The following is a 25,110-nucleotide window of genomic DNA, read 5'->3' as shown; positions in this document are numbered from 1 at the left end:
AAGTTAGGCGCCGGCGGCGGATTTCTCTCGCGCTTGAAGCCAAGCCACGTAGTCGATGATTCCCGCTTCGGGCGTATACGCGGCTTTCCAGCCGAGCTCTTTTTGGGCATGGGAAATGTCGGCGCGGGTGGCGTCTTGGTAGAAACCGTAAGGGTTGTCGAAATAGGCGGTGGGTTGAGAAGTTCCAAGAGCTTTGTTCAAACAGGCGATGACTTCGTTAAAGCGGGTTCCCCGGCCCGTCCCCACGTTAAAAACGCCGTTTCCGGGATATTCGAACGCTTTCCAATTAGCTTCCACCACGTCCTTCACATAAATGAAGTCCCGATATTGTTCCCCCCACTTGAAGACCCGCGGCGGCTGGCCGTCTGCGATCTGTCGGTATAACTGGAAGATCATGCTGGCGGCGGCCTTCTTGTGGAACTCCAAGGGGCCGTAAACGTTGAAATAACGCAACCCCACGGCTTTCACGGACGAGTTGGCTTCCGTAAAGGCTTTGGCGGCTTTTTCCATGTCGGCCTTGCTGACGCCGTAAATGTTCGCGGGTTGGGGGGGCTGGTCCTCCCGGTTGGGGGGCGCGCCTTTCCCATAGGTGGCGGCGCTGGAGGCGTAGACCACTTTGGGACAGCCGGTGCGTTGGGCGTAATCGAGTATTTTTATGAAAGCCTCCACGTTCACGGACATCATGAGTTCTGGGTCGGTGACGGTGGTGTCCGTGATGGCGGCTTGGTGGAAAATGGCGTCGAACCGACCGAGCGAGTCATAGTTGAAATTCCGGATGTCGCCCTCATGGATAGGGCCCCGCACGTTCGCCAAATTCTCCCGTCGGCCGATGTCGAAATGGTCCAGGCCATGGACTTCATGGCCGCGGTTTTCCAGGCCCATCGCCACATTGGCGCCGATCAGTCCCCCGGCGCCCGTCACCAAAAAACGCATAAGATCTCCTTTTATCGGAAATATTTTATCACATTGAAGGCGCGTCCCGCGCGGGGTAAAAAAAACCCTTGAAATTTGCCGCAAAGGCGCTATGCTTAACTCTCGGCAAGACCAGGACCATGGAATGAAGACTCTATTCGATCGACTCACAAGGGACAACTTTTCTGAGGGGTGGCCGATTTTTTGGCGGATGAACCTGCCCTTCTCAATCGCGCTTCTCCACGCCGCGGTATCGGTGGCGATCGTTCTTGAATTGCAATCGAAGGAAGCGGTCCGCGCATTCGCGGCGGAGCTCCGTCTCTTATCGGATCGTCCCTTGGTCCTTTGGCTGGCCGTGTTGGCGGCGGTTTACGGAATTCTTTGGGTCCCGGCGTCGGCCCTTCGTCAATGGGCCGCGGCGAAAGCAAATTCCGAATTTTGGCGGCGCCAACTGGGCCTCTTGTCCATTCTTCAGCGTTTCACGCGGGGGATGGTCGCTCTGTTGGTGGTGGGGGGGGCTTTGGTCTTTGTCTACCGGGACAACGTGTCCACCGTGCCGGCGGCGACGCGGGCCTTCGCGGCGATTTTTTTCGTTTTGTTGGTTGCTATTTTGGCGTTGTTCGTGGGTCTGTATGGCTGGATCGTTCGCCAATGGAAGGAACTGGAGGAACCCGATGGCCCCAGACATTAGAGAATTCTTGCTCAAGTTGGCGAAAAGCGATGCGTCGGATTTGCACCTCTGCGCGGGCTCTCCCCCGTGCCTTCGCACCTTCGGGAAAATCGCCCCCATGCCCGACACGGCCCCCATCGATTTTCGCGACAATGAGGAAATGATTTTTCGTCTTTTGACCGAGGAACAGCGAAGCCGCCTTTTGGGAGACCGCGAACTGGATTTCTCCATAGGTTTCCCTGACGTGGGCCGTTTTCGCGGGAACATTCACAAACAGCGGGGAAGTTGGGCGGTGGCTTTCCGAAAAATCCCCCTCAAGATTCCCAGTCTGACGGAGCTGGGGCTCCCGGACATCGCCCGTTCCCTGGCTTTGAAAGAGTCCGGATTGGTTCTTGTCACGGGCCCCACGGGGAGCGGAAAGTCCATGACCCTCGCGGCCATGATCGAGGTCATCAACTCGACACGTCCCTGCCACATCATCACCATTGAGGACCCCATCGAATTTTTATTCAAGAACAACAAAGCCATCATCAAACAGAGAGAGATCGGCACCGATACGGAGAATTACGAAACGGCCCTCCGGCATATCTTTCGCCAGGATCCTGACGTGGTGATGATCGGGGAGCTTCGGGAACGGGAGACCATCGCCATGGCCATCACGGCGGCGAGCACGGGGCGCTTGGTGTTGGGCACGTTGCACACCATGGACGCGGCGGCCAGCATCGATCGGTTGGTGGAAAGTTTCCCAAACGAGCAACAGGTTTTAATGCGGAGTCAAATCGCGGGGTGTTTGGAAGGCATCATTTCGCAACAGTTGGTCACGCGAATGGATGGATCGGGGCGGGTGTTGTCGCCTGAAATCATGGTGTCGACCCCGTCGATCCGAAACCTCATCCGGGGAGGGAAAACCTTCCAAATCCTCACCGACATGGAAACGGGAAAGCGGTTCGGCATGCAATCCATGAACCAGGCCTTGCAGGCCTTGGTGCAGTCCGACTTGATCCGGTTGGAGGACGTTCTTCGGCACACGCGCTTTCCCGACCTTTTAATGCAAAAGCTCGGCGTGCCGCAATAAAAAATCGGCGGGTCGGTATTTCGACGCGCCGGTTTCCTCTGCCGGAGTGTTTTCGGGGTTCCGGCGGAGGGAGTGAGATTTGAACTCACGAGGAGCGTAAACCCCTACCGCTTTTCGAGAGCGGCGCCTTCAACCACTCGGCCATCCCTCCGCCTGAACCCCGCAAAAGTTCCACTTGGTTTCTCCCAATCGTTTGACCGAAGAAACAAGCGGTTTCCCTCTCCCGCCTGCGGGAGAGGGGGGAGGGAGAGGGGAACTCCAATGTTGGTTCCCCTCAAAAATTAAGAAACACCAAAGGGAAACACAAAGCTTTATGCGAATGAAAACCCGGTTTAAATTTTCCGCCGGCCGGAAAAATTTCGGCGCAGGTCTCGGTCCAGTTCACGCCGTTTAATGTCTTCCCGATGGTCGGGGCCGGTTTTACCCTTGGCCAGGCCGAGTTTCACTTTGGCGTAACCGGATTCTCCGAAATAGATTTCCAGCGGGATGAGCGTCAATCCCTTGGACGTCATCTTGCCGAAAAGGCGTTTGATTTCTGCCTTGTGAAGCAGGACCTTTCTCCGGCGGGTGGGGATCTGCTCGACGTGAAGAGATCCTTGTTTGTAGGGCGCGACGTGAACGTTCCATAGGAACACTTCGCCGTTTTCGACCCGGCCGAACCCATCCTCGAGGTTGATCTCGCCGGCGCGGATGGATTTAACTTCCGGGCCCGTGAGCGCCAACCCCCCGTCGAATGTTTCCAGAACGCTGTATTTGTGAAACGCTCGGCGATTTCGGGCGACGGTTTTCATGGGACCTTTGGATTCCGACACTGCGCGGGACAGGAGTTGAACCTGCAAGGCCTTGCGGCCATAAGGTCCTGAGCCTTACGTGTCTGCCAATTCCACCACCCGCGCGGTGTCGGAACCTCAAAAAGGGGGCGCCTCACTCGGGGGAGGGGGCGTTTTGATTCAACCGGGCCAGAGCCTGGCGGGCTTCCGGCTCGTTGGGGTCGGACAGGACGGCGGCGCGGAACTCGTTGGCCGCTTCGTCTAAGTGTCCCCGTTTCTCAAAAACTTCTCCCCGTCCGGTGAAGGCGGGGGCGTAATGCGGATCGAATTTCAAAGCCTTCTGGAAGCGGCTCAGGGCTTTGCTGTTGTCTCCCGTCGCCAGATAGGTTCGCCCCAACAGCGTCCACCCTTCGGCCGAAGTTGGCTGTTTGTCCAAAAAAGAATTCAACTTTCGTCTCGCCTGCCGGACCTGACCCGCCTCCAGGTCCCCGCGGGCTTCCGTCAGGAGGGGATCCTTCACCGATTCGGTGGATTTCTGGACTTCCGCCATCAGCGGTTCGCCGGGGCCCTCCGCTCGTCCCCGCGCGGGCAAGAGCGCCAGACCGGCGCCAAAAATCGCAAAGATGAATCGTCGCTTCATGAAAGTGTTTTCCGCCTAGAAGGACACATTACCATTTCCGCCGACGGACGGTCAACGGTGCCCCTCCCTCGCGGTCCTGCCTTTCCTGAAAAGACAACCACCCGGCCCCGCGTGCGGGATCGGGTGGTTGTGTGAAAAACGCGGGCGGCCTCTATTTCTTTTTCGAGTGTTTGGCTGGCTTCGCTTTGGCGGCGGGTTTTGCCGGTCCCTGAACTTTCTTTTCCAGGTCATCGATCCGGTTCAGGATGCCGGGAATGGAAGCGTTCACCTTGGTGAAGTTTCCGTTCATGGTCTCCTCCATCACTTTCGTCCAATCGGATTCAATGGCGGCCAAAGAGGATTTCAGTTTCGCGGCGGAGGCTCCCTTGGTTTTGCCGACGCTGGCCTTAAGCTTCTTCAGCTTTTCTTGCACCAACGTGATGGCCCGCATGGCTTGGGCTTTCGCGGTTTCCTTTCCGGAAGCGATAGCGGTCTGGGCGGTCTCGGCTTTGCCTTTTGCGTCGAGGGCGCCCGCTAAGGCGGCCTTGTAATCTTTGGCATCCATTTTAGCCCGGGCGTCGGCCAGGGTGTCCTGGGCGGTCCGGAACTCCTGCGGGGCATACTCGGCGGCGCCGGCTCCCTCCGCCGCGGTGACCGCGTTTTCCGCGTCTGCCATTTCCACCGTCGGCGGTTTTGCGCATCCTGTGGCCAAAAAGCCCATGGCGATCAAACCGTAAACAAACCGATATTTCGTTAACATGAAGAATCCTCCTGAGTTGAGTTTTTCCAAAGCCTGAACGATTCGGGCGGGTATGAAGTCTGTATCATTATGAGAATTAATCCAATAAAATTCAACTGATTAGGGTGCGCTCTGCAGCGCCTCGAACTCGATGCGCCGGTAGCGCCGGGGGGGGGGAGCTCCTTGCTCCGGGGTGGAAAGGGGGCGTTCCCCAAGGACGGACAGTCGCCCCTCGTTTACGTGGAAATTTTGCACCACATAGGTCCGGACCACTTCCGACCGGGCCAACGCCAACGCTTCGGCCGCTTCTCCCCCGTAGGATTCTTCCACGTAGCCGTAGATGCGCACGGCCACGTCGGGGTATCGGCGAAGAATCGCGCCAATGGTATCGAGGGCTTCAAACGAAGTCGTTTGGAGCCTCGCCGTCCCAGAATCAAAGGAAATGGGCGGGAATTTTCCGCTCCCGATCTCTTGTTGGACTCGGGCCAACTCCACCTGAGCCAGGAGCCCAGGGTCGATTTCGCGATCCAGCTCTTCGGTCGTGATGGGGAGCTCGAGCTCCGCGGCGGAAATGTCGACTTCAGATTTCACGGGCACCCAACTTTCCGGAATATAGAACCGGAGGATCAGGGCGGCGTCCATCAGGGCGAGGGAACCGTTCTCGACGGTCGCCTGGGAGAAGTGGCGGGCGCCGATCTCAAAGGAGAGGTCGTTCATTTCAGAAACCCGTAAGTTGAGTCCGAACGCGAGTCCCGCGGTCCAACCGGTGTCCGATTCCTGGGTGGAAAAATGGTCGCGCGCGTTCCGGGAGACGCCGGCGGAGGCCAGGAGGTAGGGTGTCCAGAGGCGGGTGCCGGTAAAATCTCGTTGAACCCAGGCCGTGATGGGCTGGAGGGTGACGTCTTGAGAGGGGGTGGTGGAGGACCCGATGTGGTAGTTGGAAAACTGTCCACCCACCGCCCATCGATCGGAAATTTGGTAGCCCAACCGTCCCCCGACAACAATGGGTTCGTGATGGAGAGAGGAGAACCCGGAAGGCGAAAAAACCGTTCCCCCTCCCGCCTGAAGAGCTAGGAGAATGGAGGATCGCTCCTCCGCTCGCAGAAATGCCGGGAGAAGGAGTGCGAACGATAGGAGGGAGGTTCGGATCGTGTTCTTCATCTTCGGGTATTTCTTCCAGCGATTTCCAATGCCGTCCGGCAGGCTTGAACCGTGGGTTCCGGGTCCGCCTGTCTGAAGGGAGGCCGTTCTTTCGCCAAGTCGAAGGCCGTTCCGTGGCCTGGCGAGGTGCGGACGAACGGCAATCCCGCCGTGGCATTGACGACCCCCCGGGGCGATGCCATTTTGAGCGGGATCATCCCTTGGTCGTGGTAAAGGCTCGCCACAAAATCGTATTTTCCTTCCCGGTGTTTGGCCCAGGCGCTGTCGGCGGGCAAGGGCCCCTCCACTTGGATTCCTCGTCGACGAATCTCGGCCACGGCCGGACCGATCAAGCGCCCTTCCTCTTTTCCCAACAACCCGTTGTCCCCCGCGTGGGGGTTCAGCCCGCACATGGCCCAACGGGGTCGCCTGAGCCCCAGGGCCGATCGGGCCCATCGGTCCGCCCGAACAACGGAATCCACCAGACCCCTCCAACGGAGGGCGCCCGGGACCTCTTTGAGCGGTAGGTGCCGCGTGACCAGAAGCGTTCGTAAAGTGCCGGCCATCATGATCATCTCCACAGGGCCCGCCCCGCTCAGGGCCGCCAGCATTTCGGTGTGGCCCGGGAAGGGAAGGCCGGCGGCTTTAAACGATTCCTTGGAAACCGGGCCCGTGACCACGGCGGCCACGCGGCCCGTCATCGCCAAGCTCACCGCCGTTCGAACGGACAAGGCGGCGGATTCCCCACCGGTTTTTTGGGCTCGGCCCAGGACCAGGGTTCGAATGTTCGGATGAGGGACATGCAACACGTTGACCAACCCGGGGCGAGCAGAAAATTCGCTAAGGTCGGTGATGGGGTGAACTCGGAGGTTGGGGATTCGGACGAAACGGTGAAGCACCCAGGCATCGCCCACCAGGACCGGCCTGGCGGCGCGTCGAACCCGGGCGTCCATGGCCGCCCGCGCCCCCACCCAGGGTCCGCACCCGGCGGGATCCCCCAGGGTGATGGCGAGGAAAGGGAGGACCATTTAAAGAGCGGCCAACTCCTCAGGGGTCAAGAGGATTTTAACGTCGTAACTTTTGCGAAGGCCTGAAACGAACTCCTCAAAAACTTTCTGTTGAGCGGTGCTGAAGAGGTATTCGTGCATGTCCGTCTGCGCCTGCTCGAAGCGGAGTTTGGTCGCCCCTTTCTTCTCAATAAGTTTAATGAGATGGAGGCCGAAGGGCGTTTCCACGATGTCCGAAACCTGGCCCTCGGAGAGGGCAAAGGTCGCGTCCTCAAAGGCCTGAACCATGCTCCCGCGGGGAAAGAACCCCAGGTCTCCGCCGTTCGCGGCGGAATCTTTATCCAGGGAATTTTGTTCCGCCAGTTCGGCGAAGTCCGCGCCGGCTTTTATTTTCTTCCGCAGTTCCGTTATTTTCTTCCGAACGTCCGCTTTGTCCGCTGGCGAGACCTCTTTCCATGGGGTCGGGCGGCGGTTGCTTCCAATCATCCCCATTAGGATATGGCGCGCCCGCGCCTGTTCGGCGACTTGTAGATAAGATTTCAAAGTCAGAATTTCTTCCGGCGCCAGCTCCTCTTCCCGCGCGCGTTTCATGCGATCCCGGGCCAGGTCGTGGTCCGCCTGTAATTTTTTGACCTTGGGTTCCAATTGAGAAAACAGGTCCTTCATTTGTTCTTCCGATGGTGGTTTCGTCCGTTCGCGGACAATTTCCTGGGCCAGCTGGACCACGCTCAGTTGTTCCCGGATCCGGTCCGTAAATTTTTTATCGTCCAGTCCTTCCTCGGCCATTCTTTTTTTAAACGTGGCTTCGGCTTCTTTCACGGCGGCGGGGTTCGAGGCCGAAAGTTCTTTCCAGGCGGCCGAAATGTCCGCCTCCCCTTCCCCGTTTTTTCCCTGGGCGGCCATCTGCCGCCGCAGGATCGTTTCGATGTCCCGGCGTCCGGCATCCGAAAGCAGGCGGGCTTTGACTTGGACCACGGCGTTTTCCAAATCGCGCTGGGGAACCCGGATCTTGCGTTTCTTGGCTTCGGCCTGGAGAATTTTGTCATCGACCATCTGATCCAAAAGCTTTTGGCGAGAATCTTTTTTGAAGGCTTCCGTGACCGAATCCGGCCCTTTCTGCGCTTTTCGCTGTTCCAAGAGGGCGTCCCAGTTTTTCTGGTAGTCCGATAGCAAGACGGTTTCTCCGCTGACCACGGCAATGGGGCGGTTGGTGAGTTTCGCCGCGGACAGCGGGGATAAAGCGAACCAAACGAGAGCGGTGAGCAGTGCGATGTGCCTCAAGGGGAAAGCCTCCTGTTCCTTCGGATGCCACGAATATATCATATTGATTCGCCGGGACAATTAAGAAGCGCGGGTTTCCGGTTGAACGCTGGGCGTGGGAAAGACCACGTCGTTCAGTTTCTCCGTATCGATTTTTACGGGATGGCGCTTTCGGATCTGGTCGAACCATTCCTGAAGTTTGCGGCCTTCCAGGGTCTGGCGGATACGCGCTTTGAGCGCGTCGCTCAGAGGTTGGCGGGAAAGGGGGCGGTCTTCGCCTCGGCGGATGATGTGGAAGCCGTAGGGGGACACGACAACGCCGGAGGTTTCTCCGGTCTTCATTTGAAAGAGAGCGTTCTCGAAATCCGGAACCAGGGAGCCCCGCAACAGAAACCCCGCGTCCCCTCCCTTGGCCGCCGAGCCGGCGTCTTCGGAGTGGGCCTTGGCCAGGGCCTCGAACTTTTCACCGGCGGTGATCCTTTTGCGAATGTCTTCCGCCAGGGCGCGGTTGCTCACCAAAATGTGGGAGGCGCGGACCTCTTTTTCTGTTTCCCAGAAAGCGCGAACCTCGTTGTCGGTCACCTTCAGCGGGCCGTCCTTGAGCTTTTTCGTAAAGCGGCCGACCTTCGCGCGTTCCGTCTCCTCTTGAAAACTTTCCCGGAGTTGTTTTCGGCGTTCTTTATATTGGGCGGCGAGTTCGTCGAGGATTTTTTTGTCTTCGGGGTCGGCGGGGGCGGTTTCGGCTTCCTGAAGGATGATTTTTCGCCGCACCAGGAGTTCCAACAACTCTTTTCTTCCGGCGGGCGATCGAAGATAGGCCTGGCTGGTGAAGGGAACCCCTTCCACCTCTTTTAAAAAGGCGCCGGTGGTGACCGTGTGGGATCCCACGCGCGCCAGAACGGGTTCTTTTTTGCCGCAGGCCGGAATCAAAAGAAGCGGCAACAAGGTGAGCCAAACCGGCGAAGGGGGCGCGCGCATGGGGGCCATTTTATCCTTCTTCGGTGGGGCTGTCCAGGGGAAGCGTTTCAAGAAACGTCGTTGCCCAGGCGATGAGGTCGGAGGCCAGGGGTTCTTCGAAGCGCATTCCGAAGGGGGGGCCGGGGAGAAAGGCGAAACGGTTTTGGAATTCCGTCGTGAGGCGGGACAGGGTTTCCGGGGGTAGCGACGCCGCTTCGGCGAACCGGATCTCCAGCCCTCCTCGAACCAAACCCATGTGGGTCACCCGGCGGAGCCTCGCGGCCTGGCGGAGCCGCGCCACGTCAAAAAGCCGCCGCGCCGGTTCCGGCATCCGCCCGCACCGGTCCTCCAGTTCACCCGCCAGATTTTCAAGTTCCTCCACAGGCGAATCCAGGAGCCGTTTGTAAAAAACCACCCGATCCGATTCCGAAGGGAGATAGGTTTCCGGGAGATAGGCGGAGACGGGGATTTCGATGGAGGGGTCGGTCCGCGTTGTTTTGTGGACGACGGCTCCTCCCTTTTTCTGTTGCTCAATTTCGTCCGTCAGCAGTTGCCCATAGAGATCCAGGCCCACGGCGTTGACGTAGCCATGTTGTTCGGGGCCCAGCAGGTTCCCGGCTCCGCGGATCTCCAAATCCCGCATGGCGAGCTTGAAACCGGACCCCAGGGACGCGAATTCCTTCAAGGCGGAAAGCCTCTTTTCCGCCTCTTCCGTCAGGTTCGCGCCCTCCGAATAAAAAAGCAGGCAGTAGGCTTTGACCCGTTCCCGCCCCACCCGGCCCCGGAGCTGATAAAGCTGGGCCAGGCCGAAATCCTCGGCTTCCTCCACCACCAGGGTGTTCACCGTGGGGATGTCGAGGCCGGACTCGATGATGCTGGTGGCCAACAGGATGTCGAATTTTCGGTGGAGGAAATCCCACATGATCTTTTCCAGTTCCGGGCCCGACATCTGCCCGTGGGCCAGGGCGATCTTCGTGGTCAGCCCATGTTCACGGAGGGTTTCCAGAAGCCACTGGCGCCGTTTCTCGATGGATTTGACGCGGTTGTGAACGTAAAAAACCTGGCCGCCGCGCCTGAGTTCCTGCTCCACCGAGGCCACCACGATCTTCGGATCGAAGGGGCCCACGTGGGTTCCGATGGGGAGCCTTCCCTCGGGGGGGGTTTCAATGACGGAGAGGCCTTTCAAACCTCCCAGCGCCTGCCCCATGGTTCGGGGAATCGGCGTGGCGGAGAGGGCCAACACGTCCACCACGTCGCGGAACGCCCGGATCCGTTCCTTTTGCTTGACCCCGAACCGGTGTTCTTCGTCGATGATCACGAGCCCCAAGTCCTTAAACGCCACGTCCGGGGAGAGGAGCCGGTGGGTTCCGATCACGATGTCGATGACCCCGCGCCGGACGTCCTGTATGGCGGTTTTTTGGTCGGCGGGTTTTCCGAAGCGGGAAAGGACGGCCACGCTCACCGGATAATCGGCGAAACGTTCCCGAAAATTGCGCCCGTGCTGTTCGGCCAAAATCGTGGTGGGGACCAGGACGGCCACCTGTTTGCCCGCGCTCACGGCCTTGAAGGCCGCGCGCATGGCCACTTCCGTTTTCCCGTACCCCACGTCCCCGCAAACGACCCGGTCCATGGGGATCGGGCTCATCATGTCGCGCCGGGTCTCTTCGATGGCCCGGGCCTGGTCCGGCGTGAGGTCGTAGAGGAAGGAGTCCCCGAACTCTTTTTCCATGTGCGTGTCCGACGGAAAGGAAAACCCTTGGGTGTGCGAGCGGCGGGCGGCGCGGGCCAGCAGTTCCGTCGCCAGCTCGGCCACGGCTTTCTCCACCTCGGCCCGGGTGCGGTCCCAGGATCCGGTGTCCAGGGAAGAGAGCACCGGGCGTTTGCCTTCCGTGCCCACGAACTTGCGCACTTGGCGAAATTCAAAGAGGGGGACGAAAACCCGGTCCCCGCCCTTGTATTCCAGGCGAAGATAGTCGGCTTCCATGTCGGCGGCGGTTTTCCGTTCGAGGGCCATGTACCGGCCGATGCCGAACTGTTCGTGAACCACATAGTCGCCTTTCCGAAGTTCCGCCACGCCTTGCAGGGCGGTCCCGCCGGTGAATTTTGGGAGCCGCAGTCGCCGGCGGATGCGGCCGAACAATTCCCCGTTGGCCAGGACCGCGAGGCGGTTTTTCGTGTCGAGAAACCCACGGGTGAGGGGCCCGATGGGGAGATCGATCCCTTTTTCCTCAAAGGCCCGCGCCAGCGTTCGGTCTTGTTCCAGGAGGATTTCTTCGATTCGTTCCTGTTCCCCCGGGTTATGGCAGAAAATGGAAACCGACCACCCGCTATCCACCCAACTCCGAACCTCTTTGGCCAGCAGGTTCCCATGTCCCGCCACGGCGGGGGGGGAAGCGAAGGGCAGAGGGTCCGGCCAGGCCGCCAGGGGGTCGTGGACGATCCTTTCGCCCGGCCAGACCACCGGAAAGCCGGCGGAGGGATGGGACTCAAAAAGAGTTCCGGCGGTCCCGAGGTAATCCAACAGGGTCGCCGTGGGCGCCGCCGGGTCCATGGCGGCGGAGGCTTCCGGGAGGCGTCCCGGCCGGACCAAAATCTCCGGGACCAGGTCGGTGGACCGTTGGGTGGAAAGATCGATTTTTCGGATGGATTCAATCTGGTCGTAGGGCCAAAGCGTCCGAAGGGGCCCTTCCCATCCGGGGGACCAAAGGTCCAACACCTCTCCCCGCACGGCCACTTCGCCCGGCCGTTCCACGGTGTCCACGCGTTCATAGCCGCGGGTGAGCAGATGGGCGAAAAAATCCTCCCGGTCGAGCCGTTCCCCCAGCCGGAGCGTTCGGTGGTCGGAGGAAAAGCGTTCCGGCGACGGCAAGGGGGCGGCCAGGGATTCCCGCGGGGCGAACAGGATGTGGGCGCGGCCGGCGGCCCACTCGGAAAGGGCCGTGAGGCGTTCCTCGTCGTCTTCTGAAAAAAAGGCGGCTCGGGTGGGGGAAGCGGGGTTTCGCCAGCGTTCCAGAGCCTGGTAATCGTCGAACAGCGCTCCCGACGATTCTTCCGTGGCCGCCACGACCAAGAGGCGGCCGACCCGCTTTTGAAGGAGCCACCAGGCCTCCGCCCCCCCCGGAAGCGGGCCAACGTTTTGCGGGGAGGGGGTCACCCAGGGGCCCGTTCGAAAAGCGTGACGCTTTCGATGTGGGCCGTCTGGGGGAATAGGTCCACGGGGATGGATCGCTTCAAATGATAGCCGCCCGTGGAAAGGTACTGCGCGTCCCGCGCCAGCGTGCCGGGATCGCACGAGACATAGAGAATACGGCGCGGGGCGGCCCGCATCACGAATTTGAGAACGCTTCGTTCGCATCCCGCCCGGGGCGGGTCCAGGAGGATGACGGTGGGCGGGTCTTTGATCAGTCCCCGGGCCAGCACCAGCTCGCATCGTCCCTGACGGAAACGCAGGTTCGTGATTCCGTTCATTTCCAGGCTTTCGATGCCGTCCCGCACCGCCTGGGTGTTTTCTTCAATGGCCCAAACGAGTTTGGCTTGGCGTGCCAACAATTGGCCCATGGCGCCCACGCCGGCGTAGAGTTCCCAGACGACGTCCGTGGGTCCCACCGCCGCCATTTCGACGGCCATGGCGTAGAGCTTTTCCGCCATGGCGTGGTTCACCTGGAAGAAGGAAGCGGGCGAAAGGCGGAACCGCAGTCCGGACAGGGATTCTTCCATGCGTTCCTTCCCGCCCAGGGGCTTCCACCGGGGCCCCAGCACCACGTTACCGGGCCGGTCGTTGATGTTTTGAAAAACGCTGGTGACGAAGGGGCAGGCGGCTCTGAGCTCCCTGGCAAAGGCCTCCACGTCAGGTCCGGCCTCGGAGGTGGTGACCAGAGCGGCCAGGGTCTCTCCCGTGGAGGAGGTTCGGACGAGCAGATGTCTCAGCCACCCGCTCTCGGCGGGGGCCTGGTAGACGGGGACGTCTCTCTCGGACAGCCACTGCCGGGCCGCCCGGACCACTTGGACGAATCGTTCGTTTTGAACCGGGCAATCTTCGAACGGCACCACGGTGTGGGAGCCGGGAGCGTAGAACCCGGCCACCAGTTCCCCCGCGGCGTTCCGGGCAAAGGGAACCAGCCCTTTGTTACGGTACCGCCACGCCGCTTCCGGCGTCGGGGCGGCCACCGTCGGTTCGACGTGGGGGCTGGGGATTTTTCCGATCCGCTGGAGGGTTTCCACCAGGAGGGCCCGTTTCCCCTCGGCCTGGGCGGCGGAGGTCAGGTGTTGCCAATCGCAACCGCCGCAGACTTGGTCCGGCCGACGTCCGGGTTGAAAGAAGAGCGGGCACCGGGGCTCCCGCCGCTGGGGGGACGCTTCCTCAATGCGGTCGATCCATCCTCGGGAAAAAGAGCTCTCCCGTCGGATGGAACCCAGGACCACCCGGTCCCCTGGCGCTCCGTAGGGGACGAAGACCACGGGTCCCGGCCGGCCGGGTTCGGTTCCGGGAAGGCGGGCCACGGCGTCCCCTCCCAGGGCGAGGCGTTCGAGACGTATGGGGTCGGTGGTCATGGGATCCTTTGATGGCGGCCTGAAATCGAAAGGGTCGGCGAGCGCCGGAACGGGGGGCGAGAAAAGGTCATCAGGCCAAAATCTCGAGGGCGTCATACCCGGTCATGCCGGGTTTGACGCCGAGAGCCAGGGCGGCGGCCGTCACGCCGACCACGGGTTTCGCCAGGAGATCGTCCACCGATTGGACTCCGCGCACGACGGCGGCCGCGGCGTTGACCTTTTCGGCCGTGTGCAGGTCCAAAAATCCGCACATCACGAACCCCTGGCCGCCCCGGGCCAAAATAAGCGGCGCTCCGGGCAAATCGATCTCCACTCCGAGCGCCTTTTTATCTCCAACGATGATTTCACGCGTTTTCATAGGAGTTCCCCCGCCGTTAAATTGTTACAACAAGTTTACATAAACTTAAGATGGGCTTTCGTCGCGATCATTATACTAAAGACAAGATGCTTCTTTTTCGACGAATGGTGGCCGTCGGTCTGGCCGGCGCCACCTTCATCACGAACGTGGCGGCCGCCCACGCCGTCGAAAAGAGCCTCTGGGAGGAGCGGCGTTCCGCGCGCGATGGGGCGCCGCGATACGCGGGGCTCCTTCCTCCCGCCCCGGGCGCATTCGCCGGGCCGGGATCCACGCTTTTCGACGGGGGATCATCACCCTCCCAGCCCCCGTCGAATTTTAAGCACCTCGCCTTGCCGTTCGACTTGGCGTCGGCGGTTCTGCCCTACGGGGCTATTGGCGAAGTCCGGGAAGGGCGCCGGGAGGCGCCCGTGGTGTTCCTGGTTCAAGATGTTCATGGCAACGACGGAGCCCAAAAAAACATCGGCGGGCTGTTGGGCGAACTTTCCAACCGGGGGGTGACCCTCGCCGGAGTGGAAGGCGCGTGGGGGCCTCTTCGGCTGGACCCTTTCCGACGCCACCCCTCGCCCCCCACCGTCGCCCGGGTGGCCGAATCGTTTCGTCAATCCGGTCGGCTGAGCGGATCCGAATGGGCCGGACTGACCGCGCCCCGCCCTCCCCGCCTGGTGGGGGTTGAAACCCGCGCTCTCTATCAAGCCAATGTGGCCGCCGCGCGGGAGTGTGTCGCGCGCCGACCGGCCGCGGCCTCCTTTCTTCGAACCCTCGCCGAAAACCTCCGAACCCAAAAACAGCGGCTGTATTCCCCGCCATTGAAGGCCTTCGATCTTCATCGAGAGGCCTTTGAGGATGGTCGTGAAGGTTTTAGCCCCTATGCCCGATTTCTTTCGCGTCTCTCGGGGGCTCCCGCCCTGGCCGGGCCCCAAGTCAAAAAATTTCTCACGGTTCTTGATTGGGAAGCCCGGCTGGATTTGAAACGGGTGGAAGCCGATCGCCGGCGGCTCATGGAACGTTTGTCCAGCCATCTGGGCACGGCGGACCTGAACGGCCTTCTCCGCCAAGCCGCGGCTTACCGAGCCGGGAAAATGACAAATGGGGACTTTTTCGCTTCTTTTCAAACCCTCTGTGAGAAAAGCCATCTTTCCCTGGCTTCCGATCGCGCTTTCTTCGATTACGTCTCCTTCCTGGGCCTGGCCCAAACCATCCGCCGGGGAGACCTTTTAAAGGAGTTCTCGGCATGGGAAACGGTTCTGGGCGATCGCCTCGCTTCGAACCCGGATGAAAAAAAACTCTTGGCCATGGACCGGGACGCCGCGCTCCTTCGCCGTTTGTTGGAAAATGAAATGTCCCCCGAGCATTGGGCGGCGTATGAAAATAAGAAGGAACTGATTCTGGCGCTTCCCGCTCGCCTGAGCGAATTTTCCGAAGGGTCGGAACCCCCAGGCGGCCTGGCCGCCTTTTGCCGTTCCCACGAACAATTTTGTCGTTTGGCCATGGAGAGGAACAACGCTTTGGCCGCTAATTTCATGGCGCAGGTGAGATCCGCCAAGGCTTCCGCCGCCGTTCTCGTCACGGGGGGGTTCCATACCGCGGGTCTGCAAGCCGAACTCCGGCGGAACGGATGCTCCACCGTGGTGATCACTCCCCGCACGGATCCCCTGGAGGGCCATCCCTTGGATGTTTTTGCCCGGGACCCGGTGCCTTTCGATCAATTCTTCGCGGGGAAACCCATCAGTCTTTCGCCCGAATTGTTGCTGGGGTCCCCACGGAAAACGGTGTTGGAACTGGCTCTCGCCGGGGAAGGGATGACCCTGAACGGCTTGGCGGCCGCGGTGGAAGGCTGGGTCTCCCGTTTGGGCATTCGCGTGGCGGAACGGCGCCTTTTGGCGCCGGGAGTCGTGGAATTCAGGTTCCTCTGCGGCGGTAAGGACATTTCGTTGGTCGTGGGGTCTCGCGGGGATGGGAATAAATATCCGACGGCGGGGGAACGGTTGTGGGAACCCATTCTTCTTTCGAACGGGCACGTCCTCTCCTTCTATGGCCGACGTCCTTCCACGGCGGAGCCCTTCCTCGCGCGTTCCGCCCGTTTTATCGGATCCCGTTTAAAAAGTGTTTTGGCGTTTCTCATTGAAAGAAGTCCTCATTCCTTGACCGGGGACCGCTCCCCCATCGGTTTTTCGTTTCAACACGGGGTGTCCCTTCTTTTCGCGCCTTTTCTCAGGTTGTCACGTTTATGGGTGGTCCCGGGAGGGGACTCTGTATCGCTTCCATCGGTTGAGCTGGTGAACGAGGAGGGGACCTTTTGTTACGCCATCGAGGCCGGAAACCAGGTCGTGGGGAACACTTTTTTCATTGAAACCCCACGCTTTGTATTTCTGAGTTCCGTGAACGTTTCGAACCGGAAAAGGGGATATGGGTCCGCCGCGGTGTTGAACGTGGCGAAAAGGGCCGCCCGGCTGACGGATGCGGACCGGAACGCGGACGGACGCCCCGTCCCTCTCGTGGTTTCCCGAATTTCCAATCCATGGACTTTTCGTCTGCTGAGGGATCGGGTTTTCCAACCGGGGACCATGGAGATAATCGATTCGGAGGGCGAATACGGATATGGGTCGGACAGCGTTTGGGAAAATCCTTTTCATGAATCCGACCCGGAATTCCTTCGGTTGACTGGAAAGGAAAACAGAAATCCTGATTCCGGGGATTACGAGACCTATTTCACCGCCCGAGGCGTCCTCCGCCCCGAATTCTATTCGGATCAGCGAACTCCGGAAAAGGAGCCGGCGAAGGATCTATGGCGCGGGGTGCCCTCCATTTCTTTTTGGAGGATTCGGGGAAACCATTATTTTATCGATGATGAAAATGGGAGGCCTGTTGGAAAAATCACGTTTCTAAGGGACGGCGACGCTCTGCGGTTAAACTATTTTTCCACGAACCCCGACAAGAGAAAGCGGGGGTTCGGGCTCGCCGCCGTCCTGGCGTTGGCGAGGGAAGCGGCGGCCCTTTTTCCTGATCGGCAAGAGAACGAAAGGCCCTTTGTTGTCATGGACGTCGTTCATCCGCGGACCTACCGGATTTTGCGGGACCATATTTTTGAGCCCGGTTCCATGGAGGCGCTGCTGGTCCTGCCGAATCAGCCCTCCCCGGCGTTCCTTTCCGGGCTGAACTGGGGGGGGGCCCTCGCCGAAAAGGACCCACGGTTCGCTGAGAGGGTCGGTCCCACGGGAACTTCGGAGGACTCGCCCTTGGCGAATTTTCACCTGCGAGGGAGACTTCGGCGGGAATTTTACGAATCGGCCGGCCCGGCGAAACGGTCCCATTCCGCGTTGCTCGCGGGGTTTGGTTTTCCGGTGGATCCGTTTCTCGGGGCGGTTCTCTTGGCTTCTTGGATGGGGGCGGGGCTGTTTCGCGATTCTCTCTTGCACTGGCTGGCCGAAAAGAACGTCCCTCTTCGGGTTCGAAATGGAATGGAAATCCTCGTGCCCGATCTCTCTTTTGTCCGGGCTTTTTTTCTCCAAGCCGCCCGGCGGGTGCAAGTCTTTGCGGGGAAATGGGGTGCCTCCGTGAAGACCGATCTCTTGGGGAGGATCCGCTGGATCGTCCCGGAAAACGGGCTCCATCCCTCGCTTGGCCGGTTTTTCGGGTGGCGATGGCGGATGCCTCTTGTAACCCACATCGTTCCCCCCGGGGAGAGCGGGACCCCCCTCGTTTCGGAGCCCCGCGGGTCTTTCCAACGCGGTCATCCATTTCCAGCGGCCTTGGAAAGACATCTCACGGAATGGCTTCTGCGGAACGGTTTCGCGGCCTCCCAGGGGAAATGGGATTTCCGGTCGGTGTTCGGTCGCGTTCAAGCGGAAGGCGTATTCCTTTTTAGCGGGACGCCGATGAAAATGAGAGCGGTGGAAATACGCGCCGGGGATATTTCGGCCGAAATGGAAGAGTTCGTTCGCGTCGATCGATGGGAGGGCGACGGGGTTGGTTTCGACCTTTTTGCGGCGCGCTCCGGACCATCTTCTCCGGCGGAGACCGCGAAAAGCCTATGGTCCCGCGTCTACACGGGGGCTCAAACGCACAGTCTTTCCGACCGGCATAGAGAGGCCTGGGATTTTTTTAGGTCATTTTTGACCGGCGTGGCCGAAACGAAAGGCGCGTGTGTCCTCAATTTGGGGGCCGGGTTGGGAAGGCTGTCCCTCAAGACGAAGGAATGGGGTCTCGATGTCCGGATGGTGGGAATGGATTTGGCCGATTTCACCTATGCGCCCTTTAAACCCGCGTCCCCCTGGTTTCGAGGGCGGGGCGAACGCATCCCTCTGGCGGATGGCCGCCTCGATGCCGTCGTCGATTCTTTCACCTTGGCCTATACGGATTGGCGCCGCGTGTTGGAGGAAATCCATCGGGTTCTGAAACCAGGGGGTCGGGCGGCGCTTCTCATTCATGGGGCCGATTCGGACATCGTTCGCTCCACCGCTTTCTTGGGGGAAAATTTGGAGGCCATCTTTCTCTCGTCGCCATTCTTTGATGACATGAGGGACGCCATCGAGTCGGGCGAACCTTTCGCCGACCTAGAGGCGCGGGCATCCTCGTTGCTTGAAAAAATATTTTCCCAGGCGACGCATGGGTGGGTGACGGATTTGATCGGGCAATGCCTTCCCCTCACGATTTATGACCTCGCCGCGTGGCGGCGGGGTGAAATAACCCGGGCCCAGGTGTTGATGGGTTTGGTGGCCCGGGAGCAACGACTTCTCTCTCGTGTGGGGCTCGGTCGTCACTTGTTAGCGGGCGCTCTGAGCTTGCCCGGAACGGAAGCGGAATGGCGAACAGCTTTCACGCGCGCCGGGTTCTCGGTCCAACACTTGCGCCGAATGATCTCGTCCGGCGCGGACCTCGGGTGGGCGGTGGAACTTCAGTCGAACGGAAATCGGTCGACTCTTCAGGAGCCGGGAGAAGATGGGTTCCGAAGTTCAACCACGGATCCCTCCAAACGGGATCAGACTATTTCGGAACCTTCATATTCTCCATCGAGTGGCTTCTTCCCGAGCCTGAGGTCTTTGGCCGAGCTTCGGCGAAGGGTGCGTTATGAAACCAGGCCCAAGGGGTCTGGATTAAGCATTTCCATGTTCGAATTAGACGGGCGCTTTGTCGGACGGGCCGAAGTGAAAGGGAAACGGGGGGAAATCATTTTGAAAATCACCGGTCTCCCTCCCGCCGGGGAGGGCTATGCCCTGGCCCTGATGGCCGAAGCGGGGCGCCTCGGTCTTTTTCATGGAGGGGAAGGAACTCTCGCGGTTCGGGGCGGAGAACCCGAGGAGGTGGAGGCGGCGGCGGTGCTTTTGGATCCCGCGTCGCGGGGGTCAAAGCGGAGAAAACCGGAACGCTCAAAAGGGACAAAATCTCCGTTTCTTCATTCCGCGATCGAGAGATCCAATCAGCGGGGCGATATTCAGGGTTCTCTTTCCGTAGAGGCGCGCCGACTCCTCTGGCCGGAATTGGCAATAACAAAAGAAGAACCCGATGCCCGGTCGGTCCCACCCCTTCCATCGGTGTCGTTCCACGAAGATTCAGGGATCGTTTTTGTTGTGAACGACGGCAAAAACGTGGGGGAGATCGATTTTTTTGACGGAGGAGAAGCGATCCTTTTAAATGACATCACCATCCGTGACAACAAGAAAAAGAGGGGGTTTGGCTCTGCCGCCCTTTTTGCTTTGGCAAGGGAAGCCGCGCTCATTCTAACCCCCCGAAAAAACTCCGACGGGACCCCCGTTCCCCTCGAAGTCCAAGACATTGACAATCCCTGGACATTTCACTTTTTGTGCGATCGCATTTTTGAGCCGGGGACGTTGGAGGTGATGGTTCTGCCGCCCCAAATGCCTCGACATCGGCGAAGGACTCTTTTGGATTGGAAAGGGAGCGTTCAGGCGACCGACGTTGAGTTTGACAGAATCACTGGTTTTGAGAACCAGTCGAACCGTGGCTCTTATAAAAAAGCGTTCTGCGCGAGAGGTCAACTGCGGAAAGAAATCATCGCGGGGGGGCTCCGCGGAGAGCGAATGAACCTTCATTCCCAGTCTGAGGATGGTGGCGACCCAGGTTTCGAGGCCCCTGTGTCGGGGGTCCTTTCTGTTCCCGGGGTAACGGTCCGCCAACGGCCGGTCATCGATTCTCTCGGTTCGGAGGACCGGTGGGCGGTCCTGCAGGCATTGTTGGCGCTCGCGCCGGAGCCGGCTGAAATGAAGGGGCTGGAGGCGCTGGTGAATCCCGCTCGCTTGTCCCTCGAGGGGTCGTTGGTCGAAAACCTCCGTCAGGGGTTGGGGGTGACGGGGAACCCGCTTCCCGACCTTTCAGAGGCACGGATCGACGGGTTGATCCGACAAGAGGTTGCCTCTTTCTTCTGGGTGGATTTCTTCTGCTCCCATCCTCTGGGGGCGGAAGCTTTGGCGGCGCGGGTGGTCGAGGCGGCCCAAAACGGAGACCCCGCGGCGGCCGGCGCGGCCTTGGCCGCCTGGGACGACACGCGCCCCCTGTCGGGGCCCGTGCCCCGCCGGGTGGCGGAAACCCTCGCGCTCTTGTTGAAAACGGCCCCGGATCAAGCCCAGAGCCAGGCTGGCGCGTTTGCCGAGGCCTACAACCGTGTACGGGTCTCCCTTCTGCAATGGCGGCTTTCCGTTTCCCGTTTAGGGGGGGCCGGTGTTGTTTTGGATATCACGCCGTTGTTTGAATCCGGTTCGTCCGATCCGCAGAAGGCGCAAACGTGGTTCTGCTTTTCGGCGGCCCTGGCGGCGTCGCACCGGGAGCCCGCCAACCCGCTCGCTTTGGTCGTTCGGAACGGACGGGTTTCCCGAGCCCAGGCGACGGAGCTCCTGGCAAAAGGCGTTCCGTCCTCGGATCGAGAGGGGCTGAGTCGAGCCCATCTTCTGCTGGCGTCCGAGCCGGAAGCGAAAAAGGTATTGGCGGGGGGCCGGCTTTCTTTGAAAGATTTAAGACAATCTCCTGTGTGGCAAAGGCCTCTCCGGGTGGTGGGGTTCGCGGCGGAAAATCTTCGCGAATCCCCGGAGGAACTCGCCCAATGGCCTGTGGAGTTGATTCCCTTGCCCGCCCTCTTGGGGGCGGACCTGGAAAGGATTCTCCGCCGCCTGGAATTTGTTCGTATTTGCGCCTGATTTCCGTCGATGTTGAAGAGACCTTTTTCTTGACAGCGGGCCGCCCCAGTTGTTAGACTACCGATTCCGATGAGCCATTCAATCGCCGGGGTTTTTGGCGTTGGCCGTCGCTCGTGCTTTTGGGTTTCGAGGTCCCGGCTTCCGCTCCGAGCGGGGGGCTTTTTTCGGATTTTCCGCATCACGGATATTCATTGCGCTCGACATCTTTAAAAAGGTCCCTCATGAACGAAGATCCGCAGAAGAAAGGGTGCGTGGTTCTGGTCGTCGAAGACGACGAAGCTATTTCGGAGTTTTTGAGTCTCACCCTCGAACAAGAGGGATACGAGGTATGCGTGGCCCCGGACGGAATCAAAGGGTTGGAAATAATCCTTTCGCGCAAACCCGTGGCGGTCCTTTTGGATCTTATGCTTCCAGGCGTCGATGGGTTGACCATCCTTAGACGTTTGGCGGAAACCGCCGAAACGGCCGCCATTCCGGTCATGGTGGTGAGTTCCTACGCCGACGCGGGCGACACCCGAAAGGCCTTGGATGCTTCCCCCAATGTTAAGAAAATATTCGTCAAGCCCATCCTTACGGAAAACTTGTTGAAAAGCGTGAAGCTTTTAATCGCGGGGAGATGATCTCTCCTCCCTCCGTTCTTGCTTTCTCGAGGATCCGCCTTTGGCGCGCGTTCCAGTCCCTGATGGTTTTTTCAGCGGTTGTCGCGGGGGTCGTCGGGATCCTCTGTCTGGAAATGGGGGCGCGGGCTCGGGCGTCGTTCTTCGAGGCGGAAGGTTACCGATTCTGGGCCAATGACCCGTCGGTCGCGCGTCGCGCTCTGGAAGCGGAATTCCTTAACGCTGGCGAGCGATGGACGGCCCTGGCGGATCGGCGGGAGCGGAGCGAAGACGTTTTACGGTTAGAGCGGGACATTCTGCGGGCCCATTACGATGCGCGTGTTGCGGAATCGTCGGCCAAACGGGCCTACTTTGCCTACCGGGACGTCTACCGTTTATTCGGCCGGCCCGAGACCCGGTATTCAAGGCGGGCTCGCCTGTTGGCCCCAGCCGCCAAGGAAGCCTGGCGAGAGGAAACCCGCCGGCGGGGTTTGCCAGTGACCGATTTGATGTTTGACCCCGAGCCCGGAGAAGAAGGCGATCGCCGCGTGGTTTTCTCCACGGCTCGGCTCGATGAGGCGCGACGACTGGAAGCGCATCTTCGGTCCGCCGGCTTTTCCGTTCAAATGATGGAATCGCGGGGGGGAGCGGGGGCTTGGGCCCGCGGGTTCATCCTGACCGTCTCCTCTTCGGAATTTTGGGAAGCCCACGCTAGCCTTAAAACACAGCTCGCCCCGAACCTTCCGAGCTTTTCCCCCAAATCGACCTGATGACGACCCCCCTCTCCCATCCGCGGTCCACGTCCCCCTCGCCATGGCTCTGCTCGGGCGACCGGAGAACCCTGTGAGAATTTTTCTGAGGTCCAAGATCCACAACGCCACCGTCACCGACGCTAATTTGGATTATGTGGGGTCGCTCACCATCGACGCCGCCTTGATGGAGAAAGCGGACATCGCTGAACACGAAAAAGTTCTGGTGGTGGACAACACCAACGGGGCGCGCCTGGAAACCTACGTCATCAAAGGTCCCCGGGGTTCCGGAGATATCTGCGCCAACGGCGCCGCGAGCCGCCTGGTGAAAAAGGGGGACCAGGTCATCATCATGACCTTTGACGTGGCCCGCCGCCCGCCCCGGGCCCGCATCGTGTTGGTGGACCGCGGGAACCGTTTCGTCAAATATCTGCACGAGAAGCCTGGCGCCGCGGCGGGATGAGGCGCGTCCGTTTTCGACGGAAGTCCAAGAAGTCCCGCCTCCGATTTCCGCGCCCCCTTTATCCCGCGCTGGGTCTCGCTCTGGCCGGGCCCGCTCTGGGCGCCTGGATCGGCCTGGCGCGCGTCGGGCGGGCGCTTCCCTTCGAGGGACCGGTGCTGTTTCCCGTTTTGGCCGGCGCCGCCGTGTATGCCCTCCTTCATCTGATTTTTCGTAAACCCATGACGTTGTATGTGTTCGGGCATGAGTTGACCCACGCGGCGGCGGCCCTGCTCTCCGGTTACAAAGTGAAATCCCTCTTCGTTTCGGAAAAGGGGGGCGAAGTCGAACTGTCCGACACCAACGCCTTCGTGGCCCTCGCCCCCTATTGCGTTCCCGCCTACACGATCGCGGTCCTTCTGGCCTACGGGCTCGTGCGCCGTTACGCCCCGTTGGCCGCCCCTCCGCTCTGGGTCGGTTTCGGGATCGGCTTGACGCTGGCTTTCCACCTGGCTCTCACCGTTCACGCCCTTCGACAAAACCAGCCGGACCTCCGCCACGCGGGAACTTTCTTCTCTCTGGTACTCATCGTTTTATCCAACGGCCTGGTGCTGGCCTTCGTGTTGAAGGCCCTTTTCCCATCGATCGTGGAACTTTCTTCCTTCTTTGGCGCGTGGGTGGGGGACACGAGGCTACTTTTTGAACGGACCTGGGAAGGCCTCTCATGGTTGGGGCGGAAGGCGGCCGCCCAGGGCGGATGGATACGGGGGGCTCTCCCATGATGTCCGCCTTCCGACAGGAAAGCCTGCGGAAAATTTTCCACGCTTTCAGCGCCGGATACGCCTTGCTTTTCGTCGCCGCCGGACGCGGGCCGACCCTTTGGATTTTGGGCACCGCGTTGGTTTTAGGGGCGGGGCTGGAGGCGGGACGCCTACGTCACGGCCCGTTCAATGCGTGGCTCCTTGGCCGTTTCGCGGGCATCCATCGGGAAAAAGAGGGGCACCGGCCTTCGGGGATTTTCTGGACCTTGGCGGGGTGTTTCCTGGTGGTTTTGCTGGTTCCCGAACGGGACATCGTGGTCGCGGCCATGCTCTATTTGGCCGTGGGAGACGGCTTGGCCGGGTTCGTGGGCCGGACCTGGGGCCGCCTCCGGATCGGCGGGAAAAGTTTGGAGGGAAGCCTGGCCTGTTTCCTGGGCGCCTGGGTGGTCGGGGTTCTGGTCTTGACCCCGGTCCCGGGGCGGCCGGAAGCTTTGGTGGGCGCGCTCCTGGCCGCAGTCTTGGAGTTTTTCTCGCTTCCGCCCGACGACAACATGACGCTTCCCCTCCTCTCGGGGTTGGCCCTGCATTTTTTCCGGGGGATGGCATGATCAAAACCGAAGGGTTGATGAAAAAATTTCAGGACGTTTTAGCGGTGGACCGGCTGGATTTGGAAATCCCGCCGGGGGAAATTTTCGGTTTCCTGGGCCCTAACGGAGCGGGGAAAACGACGACGGTGAAACTCCTCACGGGGCTCCTGCGGCCCACCGCGGGGCGCGCCTGGGTGGGCGGCTTCGACGTCCAGGCCGAACCCCGCCGCGCCAAGAAGATCATGGGCCTGGTTCCCGACCAGCCCTATGTGTATCCCCACCTGACCGGCAACGAGTTTTTGCGTTTCATCGGAGACCTCTACGAGGTGGACCTTTCCCACCAGAAAAAGAAAATCCCGGAATTCCTGGAAATGTTTGAGATGGGCGGGATGGGGTCGGAGTTGGTGGAAACCTATTCCCATGGGATGCGGCAGAAGCTCGTCCTGGCGGGCGTCCTGCTTCACGAACCCAAGGTCTTGTTTTTAGACGAGCCCATGGTGGGGTTGGACCCGAAGAGCGCCCGGCTCGTGAAAGACGTTTTTCAGCGGTTGTCGGAGAGCGGCGTTGCCATCTTCATGTGCACCCACGTCCTGGAGATCGCCGAACGGCTTTGCCACCGGGTGGGCATCGTTCAGCAGGGACGGCTGACCCGGGTGGGAACTATCGCCGATCTTCGGGCCCAGGCCGCCCACTCCGGGACCCTGGAGGACATTTTCCTCACTCTCACCGGCGGGGACCAGTATCGGGACTTATTGAAGTTCCTCGCCTGACC

The 25,110-nt window shown here is 60.4% G+C and carries 20 protein-coding genes and 2 tRNA genes; 9 read left to right on the top strand and 13 right to left on the bottom strand.

Annotated features, from left to right (window positions below; all coding sequences use genetic code 11):
- Window positions 1-3 precede the first annotated feature (3 nt).
- Entirely contained in the window at window positions 4-933 is a 930-nt protein-coding gene (locus IPP35_04680; protein MBL0058397.1) for an NAD-dependent epimerase/dehydratase family protein, read from the bottom strand.
- 190 nt (window positions 934-1,123) lie between these two features.
- Between IPP35_04680 and IPP35_04675 the strand changes: the two genes are divergently transcribed.
- Complete coding sequence (locus IPP35_04675; GenBank protein ID MBL0058396.1) at window positions 1,124-1,603, top strand: hypothetical protein; 480 nt, start codon at window positions 1,124-1,126, stop codon at window positions 1,601-1,603.
- Window positions 1,587-2,657, top strand: coding sequence for a PilT/PilU family type 4a pilus ATPase (locus IPP35_04670; protein MBL0058395.1), 1,071 nt, complete (start codon window positions 1,587-1,589; stop codon window positions 2,655-2,657). The genes IPP35_04675 and IPP35_04670 overlap by 17 nt, the downstream gene beginning before the upstream one ends.
- A 64-nt stretch (window positions 2,658-2,721) precedes the next feature.
- On the opposite strand, the gene IPP35_04665 is transcribed toward IPP35_04670, so the two are convergent.
- From IPP35_04665 to IPP35_04610, 12 genes are all read right to left on the bottom strand, one after another.
- A tRNA-Ser gene (locus tag IPP35_04665) sits at window positions 2,722-2,808 on the bottom strand.
- A gap of 181 nt (window positions 2,809-2,989) precedes the next feature.
- Window positions 2,990-3,448 (bottom strand): SsrA-binding protein SmpB, encoded by a 459-nt coding sequence (smpB, locus tag IPP35_04660; GenBank protein ID MBL0058394.1) that lies wholly within the window; start codon window positions 3,446-3,448, stop codon window positions 2,990-2,992.
- 21 nt (window positions 3,449-3,469) lie between these two features.
- Window positions 3,470-3,553: transfer RNA gene (locus tag IPP35_04655), tRNA-Leu, on the bottom strand.
- Between the two features lie 28 nt (window positions 3,554-3,581).
- Window positions 3,582-4,067 (bottom strand): tetratricopeptide repeat protein, encoded by a 486-nt coding sequence (locus tag IPP35_04650; protein MBL0058393.1) that lies wholly within the window; start codon window positions 4,065-4,067, stop codon window positions 3,582-3,584.
- A gap of 151 nt (window positions 4,068-4,218) precedes the next feature.
- Window positions 4,219-4,806: a DUF4398 domain-containing protein gene (locus IPP35_04645; protein MBL0058392.1), complete on the bottom strand. Its 588-nt coding sequence runs from the start codon at window positions 4,804-4,806 to the stop codon at window positions 4,219-4,221.
- Window positions 4,807-4,905: 99 nt separating this feature from the next.
- The gene (locus IPP35_04640) at window positions 4,906-5,946 is read right to left on the bottom strand and encodes an outer membrane beta-barrel protein (GenBank protein ID MBL0058391.1); all 1,041 of its coding nucleotides are present in this window, start codon (window positions 5,944-5,946) and stop codon (window positions 4,906-4,908) included.
- Window positions 5,943-6,953, bottom strand: a complete 1,011-nt coding sequence (gene pdxA, locus IPP35_04635; GenBank protein MBL0058390.1) for a 4-hydroxythreonine-4-phosphate dehydrogenase PdxA — start codon at window positions 6,951-6,953, stop codon at window positions 5,943-5,945. Before pdxA ends, IPP35_04640 begins: the two co-directional genes overlap by 4 nt.
- Complete coding sequence (locus IPP35_04630; GenBank protein MBL0058389.1) at window positions 6,954-8,213, bottom strand: peptidylprolyl isomerase; 1,260 nt, start codon at window positions 8,211-8,213, stop codon at window positions 6,954-6,956.
- Between the two features lie 60 nt (window positions 8,214-8,273).
- The gene (locus IPP35_04625) at window positions 8,274-9,179 is read right to left on the bottom strand and encodes a peptidylprolyl isomerase (protein ID MBL0058388.1); all 906 of its coding nucleotides are present in this window, start codon (window positions 9,177-9,179) and stop codon (window positions 8,274-8,276) included.
- Window position 9,180: 1 nt separating this feature from the next.
- On the bottom strand, window positions 9,181-12,303 hold the full coding sequence (mfd, locus tag IPP35_04620) for a transcription-repair coupling factor (GenBank protein MBL0058387.1): 3,123 nt from the start codon (window positions 12,301-12,303) through the stop codon (window positions 9,181-9,183).
- A complete protein-coding gene (rlmD, locus tag IPP35_04615) occupies window positions 12,300-13,700 on the bottom strand; it encodes a 23S rRNA (uracil(1939)-C(5))-methyltransferase RlmD (protein MBL0058386.1) in 1,401 nt (466 codons plus the stop codon). Before rlmD ends, mfd begins: the two co-directional genes overlap by 4 nt.
- A 70-nt stretch (window positions 13,701-13,770) precedes the next feature.
- Window positions 13,771-14,058: a DUF1805 domain-containing protein gene (locus IPP35_04610; GenBank protein MBL0058385.1), complete on the bottom strand. Its 288-nt coding sequence runs from the start codon at window positions 14,056-14,058 to the stop codon at window positions 13,771-13,773.
- Window positions 14,059-14,144: 86 nt separating this feature from the next.
- Between IPP35_04610 and IPP35_04605 the strand changes: the two genes are divergently transcribed.
- The 7 genes from IPP35_04605 (at window position 14,145) to IPP35_04575 (ending at window position 25,108) form a co-directional block, all read left to right on the top strand.
- Complete coding sequence (locus tag IPP35_04605) at window positions 14,145-21,206, top strand: class I SAM-dependent methyltransferase (protein MBL0058384.1); 7,062 nt, start codon at window positions 14,145-14,147, stop codon at window positions 21,204-21,206.
- Between the two features lie 221 nt (window positions 21,207-21,427).
- Entirely contained in the window at window positions 21,428-21,826 is a 399-nt protein-coding gene (locus IPP35_04600; GenBank protein MBL0058383.1) for a response regulator, read from the top strand.
- Window positions 21,823-22,572 carry a hypothetical protein gene (locus IPP35_04595; GenBank protein ID MBL0058382.1) on the top strand — a complete coding sequence of 250 codons (750 nt, stop codon included), beginning with the start codon at window positions 21,823-21,825 and terminating at the stop codon, window positions 22,570-22,572. Before IPP35_04600 ends, IPP35_04595 begins: the two co-directional genes overlap by 4 nt.
- 43 nt (window positions 22,573-22,615) lie before the next feature.
- Entirely contained in the window at window positions 22,616-23,014 is a 399-nt protein-coding gene (locus IPP35_04590) for an aspartate 1-decarboxylase (GenBank protein MBL0058381.1), read from the top strand.
- A complete protein-coding gene (locus IPP35_04585) occupies window positions 23,011-23,772 on the top strand; it encodes a hypothetical protein (protein ID MBL0058380.1) in 762 nt (253 codons plus the stop codon). The genes IPP35_04590 and IPP35_04585 overlap by 4 nt, the downstream gene beginning before the upstream one ends.
- On the top strand, window positions 23,769-24,359 hold the full coding sequence (locus IPP35_04580) for a hypothetical protein (protein ID MBL0058379.1): 591 nt from the start codon (window positions 23,769-23,771) through the stop codon (window positions 24,357-24,359). Before IPP35_04585 ends, IPP35_04580 begins: the two co-directional genes overlap by 4 nt.
- Complete coding sequence (locus tag IPP35_04575) at window positions 24,356-25,108, top strand: ABC transporter ATP-binding protein (GenBank protein MBL0058378.1); 753 nt, start codon at window positions 24,356-24,358, stop codon at window positions 25,106-25,108. The genes IPP35_04580 and IPP35_04575 overlap by 4 nt, the downstream gene beginning before the upstream one ends.
- Window positions 25,109-25,110: the final 2 nt, after the last annotated feature.

The organism is Elusimicrobiota bacterium, from assembly GCA_016721625.1.
Taxonomy (GTDB): Bacteria; Elusimicrobiota; Elusimicrobia; order FEN-1173; family FEN-1173; genus JADKHR01.
Note: the sequence above shows the minus strand (reverse complement) of the source record. Positions and strands in the feature narration are given on the sequence as shown.